Below are 16,242 nucleotides of genomic sequence, written 5' to 3' on the forward strand. Positions count from 1 at the left end.
CGAGATAGTTCACCTTGCTCCTCTGGTTTTTCAGAAATTTAATATGATTAAACTTCTTATAAATATAAAATGTAAAACTAATAGCGGAGTCGAGAACCCGCTCGATGTTCAAACATCAGGTTGATAAAAAAACCCAATTTGTTTCCAGTTCGAGCTGCCTGCACTGAGCGCAGACGAAGTAGAGTCAGGATTTCTCCTTGTTTCAAGTTCGAGCCTTTCGACTATCGCTCAGGATAAACTCCCTCGGGAACCATTCTTGTTTGAAGTTCTAGCATTTCTTTTATGTTTTATGTTCGAGCTGCCTGTACTGAGCGCAAACGAAGTAGAGCCGAGAACCTAGTCCGAGCCCTTCGCCATCACTCAGGATAAACTCAGCCGAGAACTCTTTCAGTATGCTTTCAAAATCCTTCAAAATAGTATCTTTGACATCCAATTCAAATAAAACACTTATGAAAGCATACATATTTCCCGGGCAGGGCGCCCAATTTACAGGTATGGGACAAGACTTATACAATACTTCTGAAGAAGCAAGAACTCTGTTTCATCAGGCAAATGATATTCTTGGGTTTAACATTGCCAAAATCATGTTTGAAGGTACGGCTGAAGACCTCAAGGAAACCAAAGTCACGCAACCCGCTATCTTTTTGCATTCGGTCATTTTAAGCAAAGTTCTGGGTGATTCTTTTCAGCCTGACATGGTAGCCGGCCATTCGCTAGGCGAATTTTCTGCTCTGGTGGCCAACGGAACTTTGGAATTTGAAGACGCCCTCAGGCTGGTTCATAAACGGGCTTTAGCCATGCAGAAAGCCTGTGAAATCAATCCCTCGACCATGGCTGCAGTCCTTGGACTGGAAGATGATATTGTGGAAGAAGTTTGTAAACACATCGATGGGGTTGTGGTTCCTGCCAATTACAATTGCCCTGGCCAACTGGTGATTTCGGGAACCCATCAGGCCGTGGAGGAGGCTTGCGAAGCCATGAAAGAAAAAGGCGCAAAACGAGCCTTACTACTCCCTGTAGGTGGTGCCTTTCATTCGCCACTCATGGAACCCGCCAGAGAAGAATTGGCAAAAGCGATAGAATCTACCAGGTTCAATACGCCTCATTGCCCGGTCTATCAAAACGTCACCACCACAGCGGTTTCGGATCCCGAAGAAATCAAAATCAATTTGATCAAGCAATTGACGGCTCCTGTCAAGTGGACACAAACCATGAAACAAATGCTTGCCGACGGTGCTACTGACTTTACCGAAGTGGGTCCGGGAAAAGTGCTCCAGGGCTTATTGAGAAAAGTGGATAGACAGGTAACCGCAGATAGTATTTCTGGTTTATAAAAGTAGTGAGTAGTGAGTAGTGAGTAGTGAAATTTTTGAAAATTACAATCCATACTAAGTTATTTGTCACAAAATTGACTACCAAAACAAAAAAAGACCTCATTCGAGGTTTTTTTTGTTTTATCTGATCCAAGAAGTAACTCCTTTAACCCGACTTCAGGTGAACGAAAATTCTTATGCTTCATAACTCATGAGGTTATCTTCTCCAAGCGATCCCAACTTGAAGATTAACTTACAGGTTCAAAGCTTTTTTTATATAAACTAAAAAAGCCTCGCTTCATCAAACTGAAGCGAGGCTTTTTGGTTAAGATTATCTATTAATCCTTATAAATATTCACCGGCCATGAATCGTTGGAGAAATTCACGTCAAGTAAGATCTTTTCAGGATCTATTTCAATGGATTTTATGTCCTTTTTAGCTTCAAATTTATGCGTCCAGGTATCTCCCCTCTGCCAGATTTCCACAGGAAGGCTTTTCATTTCTGTTGTGCCATCTTCAAAGGTGATTTGCATATGAACCGGCATTGGAATATCCCCTCTGTTCGAAACTGTGAGGTAATAAGCGCCCTCTCGTTTTCTCAGCGAATCAATTGCTAAATCGATATTTCCCGTACCATAAAACCAGGCCTCAAAAAACCAGGATAGATTTTCACCAGCTGCATTTTCTATATGATTAAAGAAATCCTTAGGCTGAGGATGCTTAAATGCCCAGGTCTCAATATAAGATTTAAAGGCATAGTCAAAACGTTCCTCGCCGAGAATATATTCTCTTAAAGTGACCAGACCTAAAGCAGGTTTGTAATAAGCAATCATTCCGAGATTTCTCAGGTTAGCAACATCCGGATAAGTATCGATACCCTCGCGTTCTTCGCTTAAAAACCAGCCCGTAAGTGTTCTTGGCTGATTAAGTCTTGTAGGATATTCTCCCTCATTAAATGCTTTGGTGCTGTAATAATTGATGAATGTATTAAAGCCTTCATCCATCCAGGCATATCGTCTTTCATTACTACCCACGATCATAGGAAACCAGTTATGACCAAATTCGTGATCGGTCACTCCCCACAGGCCAGCTCCTGTGCTTTTCCAGCTACAAAAATTAAGTCCCGGATATTCCATCCCGCCGATATCGGCTGCCACATTGACCGCTGCAGGATAAGGATATTCGTACCATTTTTTGGAATAATATTCTATGGAGGCCTTGCTGTATTCTGTAGATCTGGACCAGGCATTTTGCCCGTTGCTTTCTATAGGATAAGCAGAGTGCGCCAGGCCGGTTTTACCACTAGGTAACACAAACTGTGCAGCATCCCATATAAAGGCTTTGGAAGTAGCAAAGGCAAAATCTCTTGAGTTTTCAATCTTATAATGCCAGGTCTGTGTTCCACTTTGCTTATCAAACATAGCGGGATCACCTATTTCTTCAGAAGAAATTAAAGTCACTGTTTCTTCGCTTTCCAGGGCTTTTTTATAGCGATCGTAAACTTCAGACGACAAAACGTCTTTTGGGTTTTGTAATTCCCCGGAAGCCACTACCAGGTAGTTATGAGGAACCGTAATTTCAACATCAAATTCACCATAATCATAATAAAATTCTCCGGCACCCAGGTAAGGCTCCACATTCCAGCCTTCGATATCATCAAAAACGGCAACCTGTGGGAACCATTGTGCAATCGCATAAATCTCTCCATTCTTGGTGCTAAGACGTCCCATTCTGTCCATGCCGTTAACAGGAACTTCGAATTCAAAATTCATGGAGACTTCCGCTTCTCCACCATCAGCCTTTAAGGGTTTGTCAAAAAACACCTGCATTCTCGTATCGGAGATAAGGTGTTTTGAAGAGGTCGATCTTCTGACTTCAGCTTTTAGATTTGAAATTTTGACACCTTCCAGCGGATCGCCATCATAACGATTGCCGCCTATTGGAGTGGTCAAGGTTCCTCTGGAGTCTTCTGTAAACCTGTTTTGTTCCAGATACATCCAGATATAATCCAAATCTTCCGGACTGTTGTTGGTATAAGTCATTGTGATCTGACCCCTGATGATATGGGTCTCGGGATTTAATTCGGCTTTGATGGTATAATCTGCTTCATTTTGAAAATATTCCGGACCTGGTTTACCTGAGGCTGACCTGTAGACATTACCCGACCTGTCCATAAATTCGTCGAATTGAGATTGATTATTGTCCAGCTGAGCAAAAGCTGAGGGCAGCGTCAAAAGGCTTAAGCCCAAAACTGAAAATAGAAAATGTATTTTGTTCATAAATATAAGGTTTGAAAATGTTTGAATTTGAGCTCTAAAATAAAAAAAACAAGAATAAGTGAAGCCTGGTGTTTGAATTATTCTATTTCCAGGTAATTCCTTTTCACGAAATCCAGGGCGGTTTTAAGAATGTGCCCCATAGTTTTGCAGCGTTTGAAACGTATATCTCTGGTAAATTCTACTAGCTGTCTCCTCAGCATTTTCACATTCTCGTCTGTAGACACCCTGTCTTTAATCATACAGCGAATCAGCATTCTAAAGCGTTTTTCTGATGTGATGAGACGTTTAGCCACCTGAGAGCGCTCCTCTTTACGGTATTGCTCTACAGAGGTGTCCTGTAATAAATCTGAAACCATTTTTACCAAAGGCCGGTTTTCCTTGAAAAAATGAGGCTGATAAACCTTCAAATTCCCTTCATAATTCTGCTGATCAAAATCGATGGCTCTAATTTTATAATCCACATGGTCAAAATCATGAGTAGGAATAACCACGTAATTATAAGAACGCATATCACCGAGAAGTCTGAGCGTACACCGCTCGTCGAACTTCACAAACTGCTTAGCGATTTCATTCCTGGCCCTGTCGCTGCATTCCGGCAATTGCTCTTTGATAAAAACATCCCCGGGAATTCCGGCAATATGCTCTTCGATTAGGGTGTCTTTATATACCAGGAAATTGATCCGGTTTGGAGAAAGAATATGTTCAAAATCAAGCCCGTAAATCCTTGACGCATCTGCTTTTTTGACATAGAAATAAGTGAAGTTGTCATTCAGGACATTTCTTATTTTAATTCGGAAGGGCTTGGAATTACCGAAGGTACAGAAATCTATAGCGTCCACATTGAGAAAATCCATGTGCTCACTTCGCCCGTCGGAGTGAAGAATGAGATACACTCGCTTGAGGCTGTTGTCGATTTCTTCACGATCGAAATCGGAATAATAACATCTTACCCATAAAGTATCCTCATCATGTCTGTCATAAACCACAATGGAACCGGAAAATCTCAGCAAATCATCGTAAGAGACCGGAATTTTGGTGTTCCTGTTATACGTCTGCAAATATTTATTCAGATTCTCATTAATAGGAAAGGTTGGCTTTTTTTTAGACATGAGTTTCTTTTGCATAGACTAGTTTTTTCTCAAAGGTAGCAAATTTGCCAGCTTAAAATGTAACATCAGCCGGTGCTTTTCGTCTCATAAGAAACTCCAGACTTTGAAAACTATTCTTAAACTCAGAGAACTTACCAAAAAATTTGGAAGTCTAACCGCCGTAGATGCTTTGACTTTTAATATTCAAAAGGGAAACGTATATGGGATATTAGGTCCAAACGGCAGCGGAAAATCTACCACTTTAGGCATGGTGCTCAATGTGGTTAACCCCTCCTCTGGATCATTCGAATGGTTTGACGGGGAGATGAATACACACGAAGCCCTGAAAAAAGTAGGCGCTATAATTGAGAGTCCCAACTTTTATCCCAGCATGAGTGCTGAGGATAATCTCAAACTGGTCTGCAAAATCAAGGGTGTGGAGTATTCCAGAATAGATGTGGTTTTGGAAATTGTAAATCTTCACGACAGAAAAAAGGATCACTTCAGCAGCTATTCACTGGGAATGAAGCAGCGGCTAGCTATTGCTTCAGCTTTGCTTAACGATCCCGAAATTCTCATTTTAGATGAGCCTACCAATGGTTTGGATCCTCAGGGTATCCATCAGATTCGAGAAATCATTAAGAGAATAGCCGCAGAGGGCATGACGATTTTACTGGCTTCTCACCTGCTCGATGAAGTTGAAAAGGTGTGCTCACATGTTGTGGTAATCAGAAATGGAAAGAAATTGTACTCAGGACCTGTAGACGAATTGAATGCTACGCATGGTTTTTTTGAATTGAAAAGCGAACATAAAGACGAATTAAAATCATTTCTCGAAACGCATTCAGCTATCGAACGTTATGATGAAGCAGACAACGACTTAATCAAAGCCATCTTAGCCCAGCCTTACGAAGCTAAATTAATCAATAAAGAATGCTTCGAAAAAGGAATTCTACTCACACATCTTGTGAAACGGAAAGAAACTCTGGAAGAGCAGTTTTTAAAATTAACCAAGAATCAATAAGCCCGGACAATGAAAAGACTTTTTCTTATAGAATTCCACAAACTAAAAAATAACAAAGCAGCTAAAATCCTGAGTTTGATTTATTTCATTCTGTTCAGTGCCATTGCCTTGTTTGCCTCTATCAAATTCAACTTTGGTTCCATCGATTTCAGGTTAGCCGATCAGGGGATTTTCAATTTCCCCTTCATCTGGCATTTCAATGCCTACTTTGTCGCTTTTTTAAAATTATTCCTCGCTGTCGTCATCGTATCCATGGTTTCCAGTGAATACACCAACAGAACTTTAAAGCAAAACCTCATAGATGGCTTAAGCAAGAAAGAATTCATTTTATCTAAGTTTTATGGCGTTTTAGGCTTTGCTCTTGCCTCAACCCTTCTTTTGTTTATCGTGAGTCTTATCTTAGGATTGATTTTTTCTGATTATGATGAATTCAATATTGTTTTTTCTGATCTTGAATACATCTTCGCCTATTTTTTAAAATTAGTCGGTTTTTTCTCCCTGTGTTTGTTTTTTGGGATTTTGCTTAAACGCTCGGCCTTTGCCTTGGGATTTCTTTTCCTGCTCTGGATTTTTGAAGGGATTGTCCAGTTATTTGTCAAATTCCAGGCTGAATCTTTAGATTTTATCCTCAACTTTTTACCCCTGCAATCTATGAGCAATTTAATCATAGAACCTTTTACCAGATTGGGTATTGTAAAGTCGGCAGCAACCCAACTAAATTCAGAATTCACAAAATCCTACGATGTGGAGTGGTCGGCTATTTTAATTGTTATGGGCTGGAGTTTCATATTTGTCTATTCCTCCTGGAAACTTTTACAAAAGAGAGATCTTTAAATTATATTTGAGGTAAAATTTCACTTTTGTATAAATTCCTGCCGGTATTATTTTTCTTTTTGAGTTTAAAGATGTATGCTCAGGGGGAAGCTAATAACTGGTATTTTGGAAGAAATGCCGGGATTACTTTCAATACAAATCCACCTACAGCCTTAACAGATGGAGAACTCAGTACAAGCGAAGGCTGTTCTTCCATCTCAGATTCCAATGGTAATCTTTTGATGTATACCGACGGGAGAACCATTTGGAATAGAAACCACCAAATCATGCCTAATGCCGACTACTTTAATAATACAGGATTGAATGGCGATCCCTCAAGTACATCCAGTGGCCTAATTGTTCCACATCCTACAGATTCCGATCTTTATTTTGTATTTACGATTGATGAGCCACATCATAATAATGCAAATGCTTACCCTAGCCAGGGTCCCGCAGATAGTAATGGAAATAGCACTCCATCTTACGATGATACCGGAATTATTCCTAGAGATGATGATGGCTTTAATAATGGATTGAATTATTCCATTGTAGATATGAGTTTACGCAGCGGTCTTGGTGATGTTGTCGCCGGTGAAAGGAATAATGAACTTGTTACCTTTGATCCAAATGATTCTGAAGACATAAAATACAAGGCTTCAGAGAAAATCACAGCAGTGAGAGGCAGTGACTGTAATTCAGTATGGGTGATTACACACTTTAAAGATAAATATTACTCTTTTTTAATTGATGAGTTTGGGCTTGGTACTGATCCAACACCGGTAATTTCACAGGTTCTTCCAAATATCCCAACTACCTCATACAGAAGAGGTGCTTTAGGTTATCTGAAAGCCTCTCCAAATGGTGATAAAATATTAACTGCTCATTTTTCAAAGACTTTCAACAGGGAAAATTATGAAGATGGAAGAGATGGATCTGTTTTTTTATATGACTTTGATAATTCTACTGGAAAAATATCAAATCCAACTGAGCTGATTGGAAATGTCAATGCCTACGGAGTCGAATTCTCTCAGGACGGAACTAAAGCTTATGCAGTTGTGTCTGAAATAATAGACTCTTCAAAGATACTCCAATGGAATCTAGAGCGTAGTGACATTCCGAATTCTAAAATAGTGATTACCGATTCAAGTGAATTGTTTAACGCCCTGCAACTTGGTCCAGATGGAAAGATCTATCATTCACTAGATGGCAGAGCCTCACTAGGAGTTATCAATAATCCCAATGCGATTGGAGAAGATGTAAATTATTCGCAACAAACTAACCAGGGAGCGATATCCCTTAATGGAAGATTTGCAAGTGCTGGCCTGCCTCCGTTTATTCAATCTCTTTTTAGTAAAAGAATTCCACTAGTCGATTCACCTAATAATGAAGTCATTGAACAGGTGGCACTTTGTGATCAATACAGTTATGAATTGAAATATGATGACCTCCCTAATGCAACTTATACCTGGTCAAAAAATGGAGTTGTTTTAAACAATGAAACAGGTCCTGTTTTAAATATTACTATCGACTCCACTGCAAGTTTTCCACTTCAGGAAAAATACCGTTTGGAGGTAGATCCTGGAAATGGTGACTGTCCGTTAATTGGGGTGGCTCAGATCACGTTCAATAAAAGTCCGGCGTATAGCGACGATCAGCTATTAACCTGTAAAGCCCCTGATAGTAACGCGGTGTACGATTTAACTGAAATCCGGGAGAAGTTAAGTGAACAGGTCAATCTAAGTGTGAACGAAATTGATGTCAAACTTTACAGATCCTTGGCTGATGCCAGCTCAGGAAACAGTCCCATTCAGGTCACATCCAATTTTGAAAACAGTGAAAATCTAAGTTCTCTGTTTGTTGATATATCCACATTTGGCGTCTGTAATTCCCTTGTTGAATTTGAACTCCTATTTCAGAATTTGCCTGATATTGATACCGCTGATGAAACGCTCTTCTATTGTATTGAAGATTTCCCCGAACCTTTTGAAATCAGTGCTTTAAACGAAGGGGATGACCCGGCTGCATATGATTACTTATGGTCCACAGGGGAGATTTCCTCTCAAATATCAGTGAATTCCGGCGGAGAATATTTTGTTAATATCAATGTAAAGGGTGCTGAGTGTAGCCTTAGAAAAACCTTTATCGTAACTGAATCTGGTTTAGCTTCTTTTTCGGTTGATGTTGATGACGGCGGCAACGATAAATCCATTCAAATAAACGTGGATCCATTTAGCCTTGGTGATTATGAATTTGCGCTTGAACAACCCCTCAATTTTCAGGATGAAAACGTTTTTGAAAATTTAAACCCTGGTATTTATACAGTTTATGTCAGAGATAAATCAGGCTGTGGCATATCGGAAAAGACCATCGGGGTTATTGGTATCATGGCGTTTTTCACCCCCAACGGAGATGGCATAAACGATAAGTGGCAAATAGGTGGTCTGTTAGAAAATAACCAGGAAGATATCCTGCTGCAGGTTTATGATAGGTACGGGAAACTTATGACTACTTTTACAAATAAAGACAGCGGCTGGGATGGGACCTATAATGGCAGGAAAATGCCAGAGGATGACTATTGGTATCGGGTGCGTTTAACAGAAGGTGTTATTAAAACAGGAAGCTTCACTTTAAAACGCTAATTTTATAATCAAAATTCAATCCTATGAAACTTATTTTAAGCCTTTCCCTTGTTCTCTTTTTTTGCTCAAGTCTCTATTCTCAGCAAAAAAACTTTATCGATCAGCCTTATATTGAAGTAAAAGGGACGGCTGACACCCTGGTAACTCCGGACCGCATTTATCTGGGCATTACTATTTCTGAAGAAGAAACCAGCGGTAATTCAAGTGTTGAAGAATTGGAACAGCAACTGATTTCTGAATTTAAAAAGCTCGATATCAATATTGACAAACAACTTTTTGTGGCTGATGCGAGTAGCGATTTCAAGTCTTACTTTTTCTCAGGCCAGAAAGTGCTAAAAACCAAGCAGTACACCCTTCTGGTGTATAAGGCTTCTACCCTGGGTGAGGTTTTAAGAAGCTTACAGAAAATCGGCATAGCCAATGTCAACTTAACCAAAACTGAACATTCGAAAATTGAAGAATTCAAAACTTCAATGAAAGCAAAAGCTGTCACCAATGCCATGAGAAATGCTCAAGCCATGGCTAAGGCTATAGATCAGGAACTTGGCCAGGCGCTTTTTATTTCTGAGACCAATTCCTACATCTATGCCATGCAAAATCAAGCTTCAGGCATGCAGGTCAGAAGTAATACGACCGGTAACCGGGAAGAAGCAGCAACTACAAATCTTTCTTTCGATCAGTTTAAAATCAACAGCGACGTCCTGATAAGATTTGTTTTAAAATAAGGATTTTTCCTGATCTGTCTTCTGAATTTCATACATGTGAAATTAATGCCAAAGGAAGAGCTTCGACTTTGTGTTGACTTGGAAGCGAGGTATCTTCGCAAAAATAAATTTGAATGAAATTCAATTTAAAGTCAGACTTTAAACCTACCGGAGATCAGCCACAGGCCATTGAAAAGTTGATAAAAGGTCTCAATAGCGATGAGCGCTACCAAACTTTACTGGGTGTTACAGGCTCTGGAAAGACATTTACTATGGCCAATGTCGTTGAAAGTGTCCAAAAACCTACCCTGGTTCTCGCTCACAATAAAACCCTTGCAGCTCAGTTATATTCTGAATTCAAAGCTTTCTTCCCAGAGAATGCGATTGAATATTTTGTGTCTTATTACGATTATTATCAGCCTGAAGCCTTCATTCCCTCTAGTGGAACTTATATTGAAAAGGATTTATCGATCAATGATGAGATTGAAAAACTCAGGTTAAGCACCACCTCCTCTTTGCTTTCAGGTCGACGCGATGTTTTAGTCGTAGCCTCCGTAAGTTGCCTTTATGGTATTGGAAACCCGGTTGAATTTCAGAAAAATGTCATTTCAGTTGAAGTGGATCAGCAGATTCCAAGAACAAAACTGCTTCAGCGTTTGGTTCAGAGTCTATATTCCAGAACCGAAGTTCAGTTTAACCGAGGTAATTTCAGAATAAAAGGAGATACCCTGGATATTTTTCCTGGTTACGCTGACCACGCCTACCGCATACATTTTTTTGGAGATGAGATTGAAGAAATTGAAGCCTTTAATGTGGAATCCAATGAAATCATCGCCAAGTATGATAAGCTGAATATTTATCCTGCCAATATATTTGTGACTTCGCCTGAGGTATTGAATTCTGCCATCGATCAGATCGCCATTGATCTGGGCAAGCAGATAGACTATTTCAAAGAAATCGGGAAACCTCTGGAAGCCAAACGAATTGAGGAGCGGACCAATTTCGATCTGGAAATGATCAAAGAACTAGGCTATTGTTCTGGTATTGAAAATTACTCCAGATACTTGGATGGGAGACAGCCTGGAACAAGACCCTTCTGCTTATTGGATTATTTCCCGGATGATTATTTGATGATAGTGGATGAAAGTCACGTGACCATTCCACAAGTTGGGGCCATGTACGGGGGCGACCGATCCAGGAAAGAGAATTTAGTCGATTACGGATTCAGACTACCGGCAGCTATGGATAATCGGCCTTTAAGACTTGAAGAGTATGAAGCCCTGCAGAATCAAGTGGTCTATGTAAGTGCGACTCCTGCAGATTATGAACTTCAAAAATGCGACGGGGTGTATGTGGAACAGGTTATACGTCCGACAGGCTTACTGGATCCTGTAATTGAGGTAAAACCAAGTCAAAACCAAATCGACGATTTGATCGAGGAAATTAATAAGCGCGTTGATAAAGATCAGCGTATTTTAGTCACGACACTGACCAAACGTATGGCTGAAGAACTCACCAAATACCTGACTAGAGTAAAAATCAGAACACGCTATATTCACAGTGACATAGATACCCTGGAACGTGTGGAAATCATGTCTGATTTACGAAAGGGGGTGTTTGATGTGCTGGTGGGCGTAAACTTGTTGAGGGAAGGCTTGGATTTACCAGAAGTGTCTTTGGTTGCCATTCTGGATGCGGATAAGGAAGGTTTCCTGAGAAGTAATAGAACCCTGACGCAAACCATAGGTCGTGCTGCGCGTCATCTGGAAGGGAAGGCGATTCTTTATGCCGATAAGATTACGGATAGCATGCAAAAAACCATAGATCAAACCGAATACAGGAGATCGAAACAAATCGAATACAACACCAAACATAACATTACGCCTCAGGCGCTTAAAAAATCTCACCATTCAGCTTTAAGCGGTAAAAAAGAAAAGCCTTACGAAGTTATTGAAACACCGACTTTACAGGCTGCTGAAGAAGCTGCAGAAAATTACAATGCCACAGATTTAAAAAAGAGAATGACCCTGGTAAGGAAGTCTATGGAAAAAGCGGCAAAAGATTTGGATTTTATGGAAGCTGCAAGGTTCAGAGACGAATTAAAAATGCTTCAGGAAAAACTGGAAAAGGAGAAAGCTTAAGATTTAAACTGAATTTTCGACATAAAGTCCCACACACACACACCCGCAGTAACTGAAATATTCAACGAATGCTTTGTGCCAAGCTGTGGAATTTCAAGAACGGCATCAGAAGCATCAACAACCGCCTGTTGCACGCCTTTAACTTCATTTCCGAAAACAAAAGCATAGGTTAGATTTTGCTCGGGGTTAAACTCCTCCAGAGAAACTGAATCTTCTGCCTGTTCAATGGACATGACCTTGATCCCGTTTTCTTTTAATTCCTGAATAAGCTCTAGTGTATTTTCTCTATACAACCAATCTACCGTTTGTGTGGCACCTAAAGCTGTTTTTTGAATATCTTTATGGGGAGGTATAGCGGTTATGCCGCACAGGTAAATCTTTTGTATCAAAAAAGCATCGGCGGTTCGAAACACAGAGCCAATATTATTAAGACTTCTGATGTTGTCCAAAATTAAAATCAATGGCGTCTTAGACGAGGCTTTAAACTCATCATCGGTTTTGCGAACCAGCTCACTGTTTTTTAATTTTCTTGGCATAACCTGTTTTAATAAAAAAACCCTTTGATCTCTCAAAGGGTTCGTACTCGGAGCGGGACTTGAACCCGCACGACCGCAATGGTCATTGGATTTTAAGTCCAACGTGTCTACCAATTCCACCATCCGAGCGGAAAGAGCGAAAGACGGGATTTGAACCCGCGACCCTCACCTTGGCAAGGTGATGCTCTACCCCTGAGCTACTTTCGCATTAATTATTGCGAGTGCAAATTTAATATATTAATTGATTTGTCAAAACCTTTTCGCTAAAATATAATAAAATTACTTCTTGGCTTTGGGCGCTATCAAACGCTTGATTTCATTAAGCTTCATCAAAGCTTCAACAGGAGTCAGCGTATCGATATCAAGCCTCAGAATCTCATCCTTAATCTGCTCAAGCAGAGGATCATCCATATTATAAAAACTCAACTGAGGCTCAGGCTGTACCGCCTGTTTTAAGGAAGCAGAATCTTCAGTGGTATCTCTTAATGATTCCAATTTCTTCAAAATAGTATTCGCTTTTTGAATCACATACTGTGGCATTCCCGCCATTTTAGCCACATGGATTCCGAAACTGTGCTCACTTCCGCCCGGAACGAGTTTTCTTAGAAATAAGACCTTATCCTTTAACTCCTTTACAGATACATTGAAATTTTTGATTCTGTCAAATTGCTTGGACATCTCATTGAGTTCGTGGTAATGCGTGGCAAATAATGTTTTAGCCTTGCTGGGGTGTTCATGCAAAAACTCAGCTATAGCCCAGGCAATCGAAATCCCGTCGTAAGTACTGGTTCCTCTGCCAATTTCATCTAAAAGCACAAGGCTTCTGCTGGACAGGTTATTTAAAATGCTTGCCGATTCGTTCATCTCTACCATAAAAGTAGATTCTCCCATCGAAATATTATCACTCGCGCCAACACGGGTAAATATCTTATCTACCAGGCCGATTTCTGCTGAAGTAGCCGGGACAAAACTTCCCATTTGAGCCAGTAAGACAATAAGAGCCGTTTGTCTTAACAAAGCCGACTTACCACTCATATTGGGGCCTGTAATCATGATAATTTGATCAGTCTCCTGATCTAAATACAGGTCATTACTGATATATTCTTCTTCAGCTTTGAGCTGCATTTCGATTACAGGATGTCTTCCTTCCTGTATAGATAATTCAAAACCCTCGTTTATGCTTGGCTTAGCGTAATTGTGCTCCAGAGCAAGCTGAGCAAATCCAGAAAGACAATCCAGCTGAGCGATCTGAAAGGCATTTTGCTGAATGACTTTCATATAATCCTGAGTCCAAATCACAAGGTCCTGAAAAAGCTTTTGCTCTAAACCTGAAATTTTCTCTTCTGCAGAGAGAATCTTCTCTTCGTAAACCTTTAATTCCTCGGTGATATAGCGCTCTGCATTGACTAAAGTTTGCTTTCTCGTCCAGTTTGCCGGAACCTTATCTTTATGCGTATGTCTAACTTCGAAATAATAACCGTACACATTGTTACTGCCAATCTTAAGACTTGGGATCCCTGTGTCTTTAGATTCAGCATCGAGCATTTCATCGAGATAATCATGCCCTGAAAAGGCGATACGGCGATACTCGTCTAGTTCATCGGAAAAGCCAGATTTAATAGCATTTCCTTTTAAAATATTGACCGGAGGCTCTTCTGAGATGGAGGAGTCAATTTTGGATCTTAAAACATCACACGGATTCAGGTGGTCTGCAATAGTCACCAGAGATTCATGTTTAGATTTTTCCAGAGTGTCCTTCGCCGAGTTGATAATATCCAGGGAATTTTTTAGCTGAAGAAGCTCCCGGGGATTTATTTTTTGTGTCGCAATCTTGGAGACCAGGCGTTCTAAATCGTTGATTTCTTTCAAATAGGACCTGACTTGGTTTTGGAGGTCGGGATGATTTTTCAGAAAATCAACCGTTTCCAAACGCTGATTTATTTTGTAGGCCGTCTTTAAAGGAAAGGCCAGCCAGCGTTTTAAAAGTCGGCTGCCCATGGCTGATATCGTTTTGTCTATGATATCGATTAGTGAAACTCCTTCTGAAGTTGTGGATTGGTATAATTCGAGATTCCTAATGGTAAACTTGTCCATCCACACATAGTCTTCTTTAGGGATTCGGGATAAGTTATTGATATGCTGAAGCTGTGCATGATTGGTTTCAGATAAGTAATGAAGAATAGCACCTGAAGCGATCAAGCCCTCATGGTAATCCTGGATACCGAAGCCCTTAACTGAAGTTGTTTTAAAATGAGAATTGATGAGATTATTGGAAAAATCATATTTAAACACCCAGTCTTCTATATAAAAATAAGGCTGCTGACTTCCTAGCTGACCGGCGAATAAAGTTTTTTGCTTTTTTGAAATCAGGATTTCGCTTGGTGAAAAATTCTGAATTAATTTATCAACATCTTCGAGACTGCCTTCAGAAACCAGAAATTCACCTGTTGAAACATCTAGAAAAGAAATGCCATAATTATCTTTAGGTCCTGACACAATAGCGCATAAGAAATTGTTGTCATTTCTAGATAAGACATCATCATTAAAGGATACCCCGGGGGTAATCAATTCGGTAACGCCTCGTTTGACAATTGTTTTGGTTTGCTTTGGATCTTCAAGTTGATCGCAAATAGCCACTCTTAAGCCGGCTTTAACGAGTTTTGGCAAGTAGGTGTTTAGGGAATGGTGTGGAAATCCGGCAAGCTCTGAACGTTCCCCTCCATTATTTCTATTGGTCAGAACAATATTGAGAATTCGAGAGGCGGAAACGGCGTCTTCTCCGAAGGTTTCGTAAAAATCTCCAACTCTAAATAACAACATCGCATCAGGATATTTAGCCTTGATGGTATTGTATTGTTTCATTAAAGGGGTTGTCTTGGGAGACTTAGATTTAGCCACGATTTTTTAAAGCTAAAATACTAAATTGTACAAGGAAAATCATCTATATGCCTCAACTACTTAAATAAAAAAACCCTTAATTACGTAAGTAATTAAGGGTTTAGTATAAAGAAGGCGGCGACCTATTCAATGACTACCTGTGAATACAAGTGTAAGGCTGTATGAACAGCTGCAGGAACCTGCCAGTCCGGACAAGGCTGGTTTAATCCCGAAAACGCTGTGCTTCGGGGCTCTTCCACACTGATGATTATTTATATTGAAGGTCATGCCAGCTCATTAACTAAGCGAAGGGCAGTTTTTTAAACAAGAAAACCCCGACTAAAAAGTCAGGGTTTTTCTATAAAGAAGGCGGCGACCTACTCTTCCACGGTATGTAGTACCATCGGCGCTAACGGGCTTAACTGCTCTGTTCGGAATGGGAAGAGGTGAGCCCCGTTGCTATAACCACCTTAAATTTTAAAGGCTTTAGAGGGGAGTACCTCCCGATAACTATCGGGAGCTATAACCACCTTAAGCTCTAAAGGAGATAGTAGATTGTAGATATTGGACTTCAGCTATTAGATTTTTGGACCCACTGGTCTTTTAATCTAATGTCTCATATCTGATGTCTATTCTCTAACATCTCACTTCTAATAAGTTGACATAATAAAAATATATAAGAATTGCAGGGTAATGGCTTTGCTCTTTAGAGTCTGAAGTAAGGAATTAAAATAATAATCATCTTCATAGATAAGCTCTTCGGATAATTAGTATCACTTGGCTATGACATTACTGCCTTTACACCTGTGACCTATCAACCCCATCGTC

At 40.1% G+C, this 16,242-nt stretch carries 10 protein-coding genes, 2 tRNA genes and 1 rRNA gene; 6 read left to right on the top strand and 7 right to left on the bottom strand.

Annotated features, from left to right (window positions below; genetic code table 11):
* The first annotated feature begins 449 nt into the window (after nt 1-449).
* Entirely contained in the window at nt 450-1,334 is an 885-nt protein-coding gene (fabD, locus tag BLP81_RS13105; RefSeq protein ID WP_093370297.1) for an ACP S-malonyltransferase, read from the top strand.
* A gap of 317 nt (nt 1,335-1,651) precedes the next feature.
* Here the strand turns inward: fabD and BLP81_RS13110 are convergent, their stop codons facing one another.
* Both BLP81_RS13110 and BLP81_RS13115 read right to left on the bottom strand, forming a co-directional pair.
* On the bottom strand, nt 1,652-3,592 hold the full coding sequence (locus BLP81_RS13110) for a M1 family metallopeptidase (RefSeq protein ID WP_093370302.1): 1,941 nt from the start codon (nt 3,590-3,592) through the stop codon (nt 1,652-1,654).
* 77 nt (nt 3,593-3,669) lie between these two features.
* Nucleotides 3,670-4,716, bottom strand: a complete 1,047-nt coding sequence (locus tag BLP81_RS13115; protein WP_093370306.1) for a hypothetical protein — start codon at nt 4,714-4,716, stop codon at nt 3,670-3,672.
* Between the two features lie 88 nt (nt 4,717-4,804).
* Here BLP81_RS13115 and BLP81_RS13120 point away from each other — a divergent pair, with 88 nt between their 5' ends.
* From BLP81_RS13120 to uvrB, 5 genes are all read left to right on the top strand, one after another.
* On the top strand, nt 4,805-5,704 hold the full coding sequence (locus BLP81_RS13120) for an ABC transporter ATP-binding protein (protein WP_093370311.1): 900 nt from the start codon (nt 4,805-4,807) through the stop codon (nt 5,702-5,704).
* A 9-nt stretch (nt 5,705-5,713) separates the two neighbouring features.
* Complete coding sequence (locus BLP81_RS13125) at nt 5,714-6,538, top strand: ABC transporter permease (RefSeq protein WP_093370316.1); 825 nt, start codon at nt 5,714-5,716, stop codon at nt 6,536-6,538.
* A 26-nt stretch (nt 6,539-6,564) separates the two neighbouring features.
* Nucleotides 6,565-9,156, top strand: coding sequence for a T9SS type B sorting domain-containing protein (locus BLP81_RS13130; RefSeq protein ID WP_245686476.1), 2,592 nt, complete (start codon nt 6,565-6,567; stop codon nt 9,154-9,156).
* Nucleotides 9,157-9,179: 23 nt separating this feature from the next.
* Entirely contained in the window at nt 9,180-9,881 is a 702-nt protein-coding gene (locus BLP81_RS13135) for an SIMPL domain-containing protein (protein WP_093370326.1), read from the top strand.
* Nucleotides 9,882-9,994: 113 nt separating this feature from the next.
* Nucleotides 9,995-12,001: an excinuclease ABC subunit UvrB gene (gene uvrB, locus BLP81_RS13140; RefSeq protein WP_093370330.1), complete on the top strand. Its 2,007-nt coding sequence runs from the start codon at nt 9,995-9,997 to the stop codon at nt 11,999-12,001.
* Here uvrB and BLP81_RS13145 read toward each other — a convergent pair.
* The 5 genes from BLP81_RS13145 to rrf form a co-directional block, all read right to left on the bottom strand.
* Entirely contained in the window at nt 11,998-12,537 is a 540-nt protein-coding gene (locus BLP81_RS13145; RefSeq protein ID WP_093370334.1) for an RNA methyltransferase, read from the bottom strand. The genes uvrB and BLP81_RS13145 overlap by 4 nt on opposite strands.
* A 44-nt stretch (nt 12,538-12,581) precedes the next feature.
* Nucleotides 12,582-12,666, bottom strand: a tRNA-Leu gene (locus BLP81_RS13150).
* A gap of 6 nt (nt 12,667-12,672) precedes the next feature.
* Nucleotides 12,673-12,744, bottom strand: a tRNA-Gly gene (locus tag BLP81_RS13155).
* 72 nt (nt 12,745-12,816) lie between these two features.
* Entirely contained in the window at nt 12,817-15,399 is a 2,583-nt protein-coding gene (gene mutS / locus BLP81_RS13160; RefSeq protein ID WP_093370339.1) for a DNA mismatch repair protein MutS, read from the bottom strand.
* A gap of 379 nt (nt 15,400-15,778) precedes the next feature.
* Nucleotides 15,779-15,887: ribosomal RNA gene (gene rrf, locus BLP81_RS13165) — 5S ribosomal RNA — on the bottom strand.
* Nucleotides 15,888-16,242: the final 355 nt, after the last annotated feature.

Source organism: Psychroflexus sediminis (assembly GCF_900099815.1).
Lineage (GTDB): Bacteria > Bacteroidota > Bacteroidia > Flavobacteriales > Flavobacteriaceae > Psychroflexus > Psychroflexus sediminis.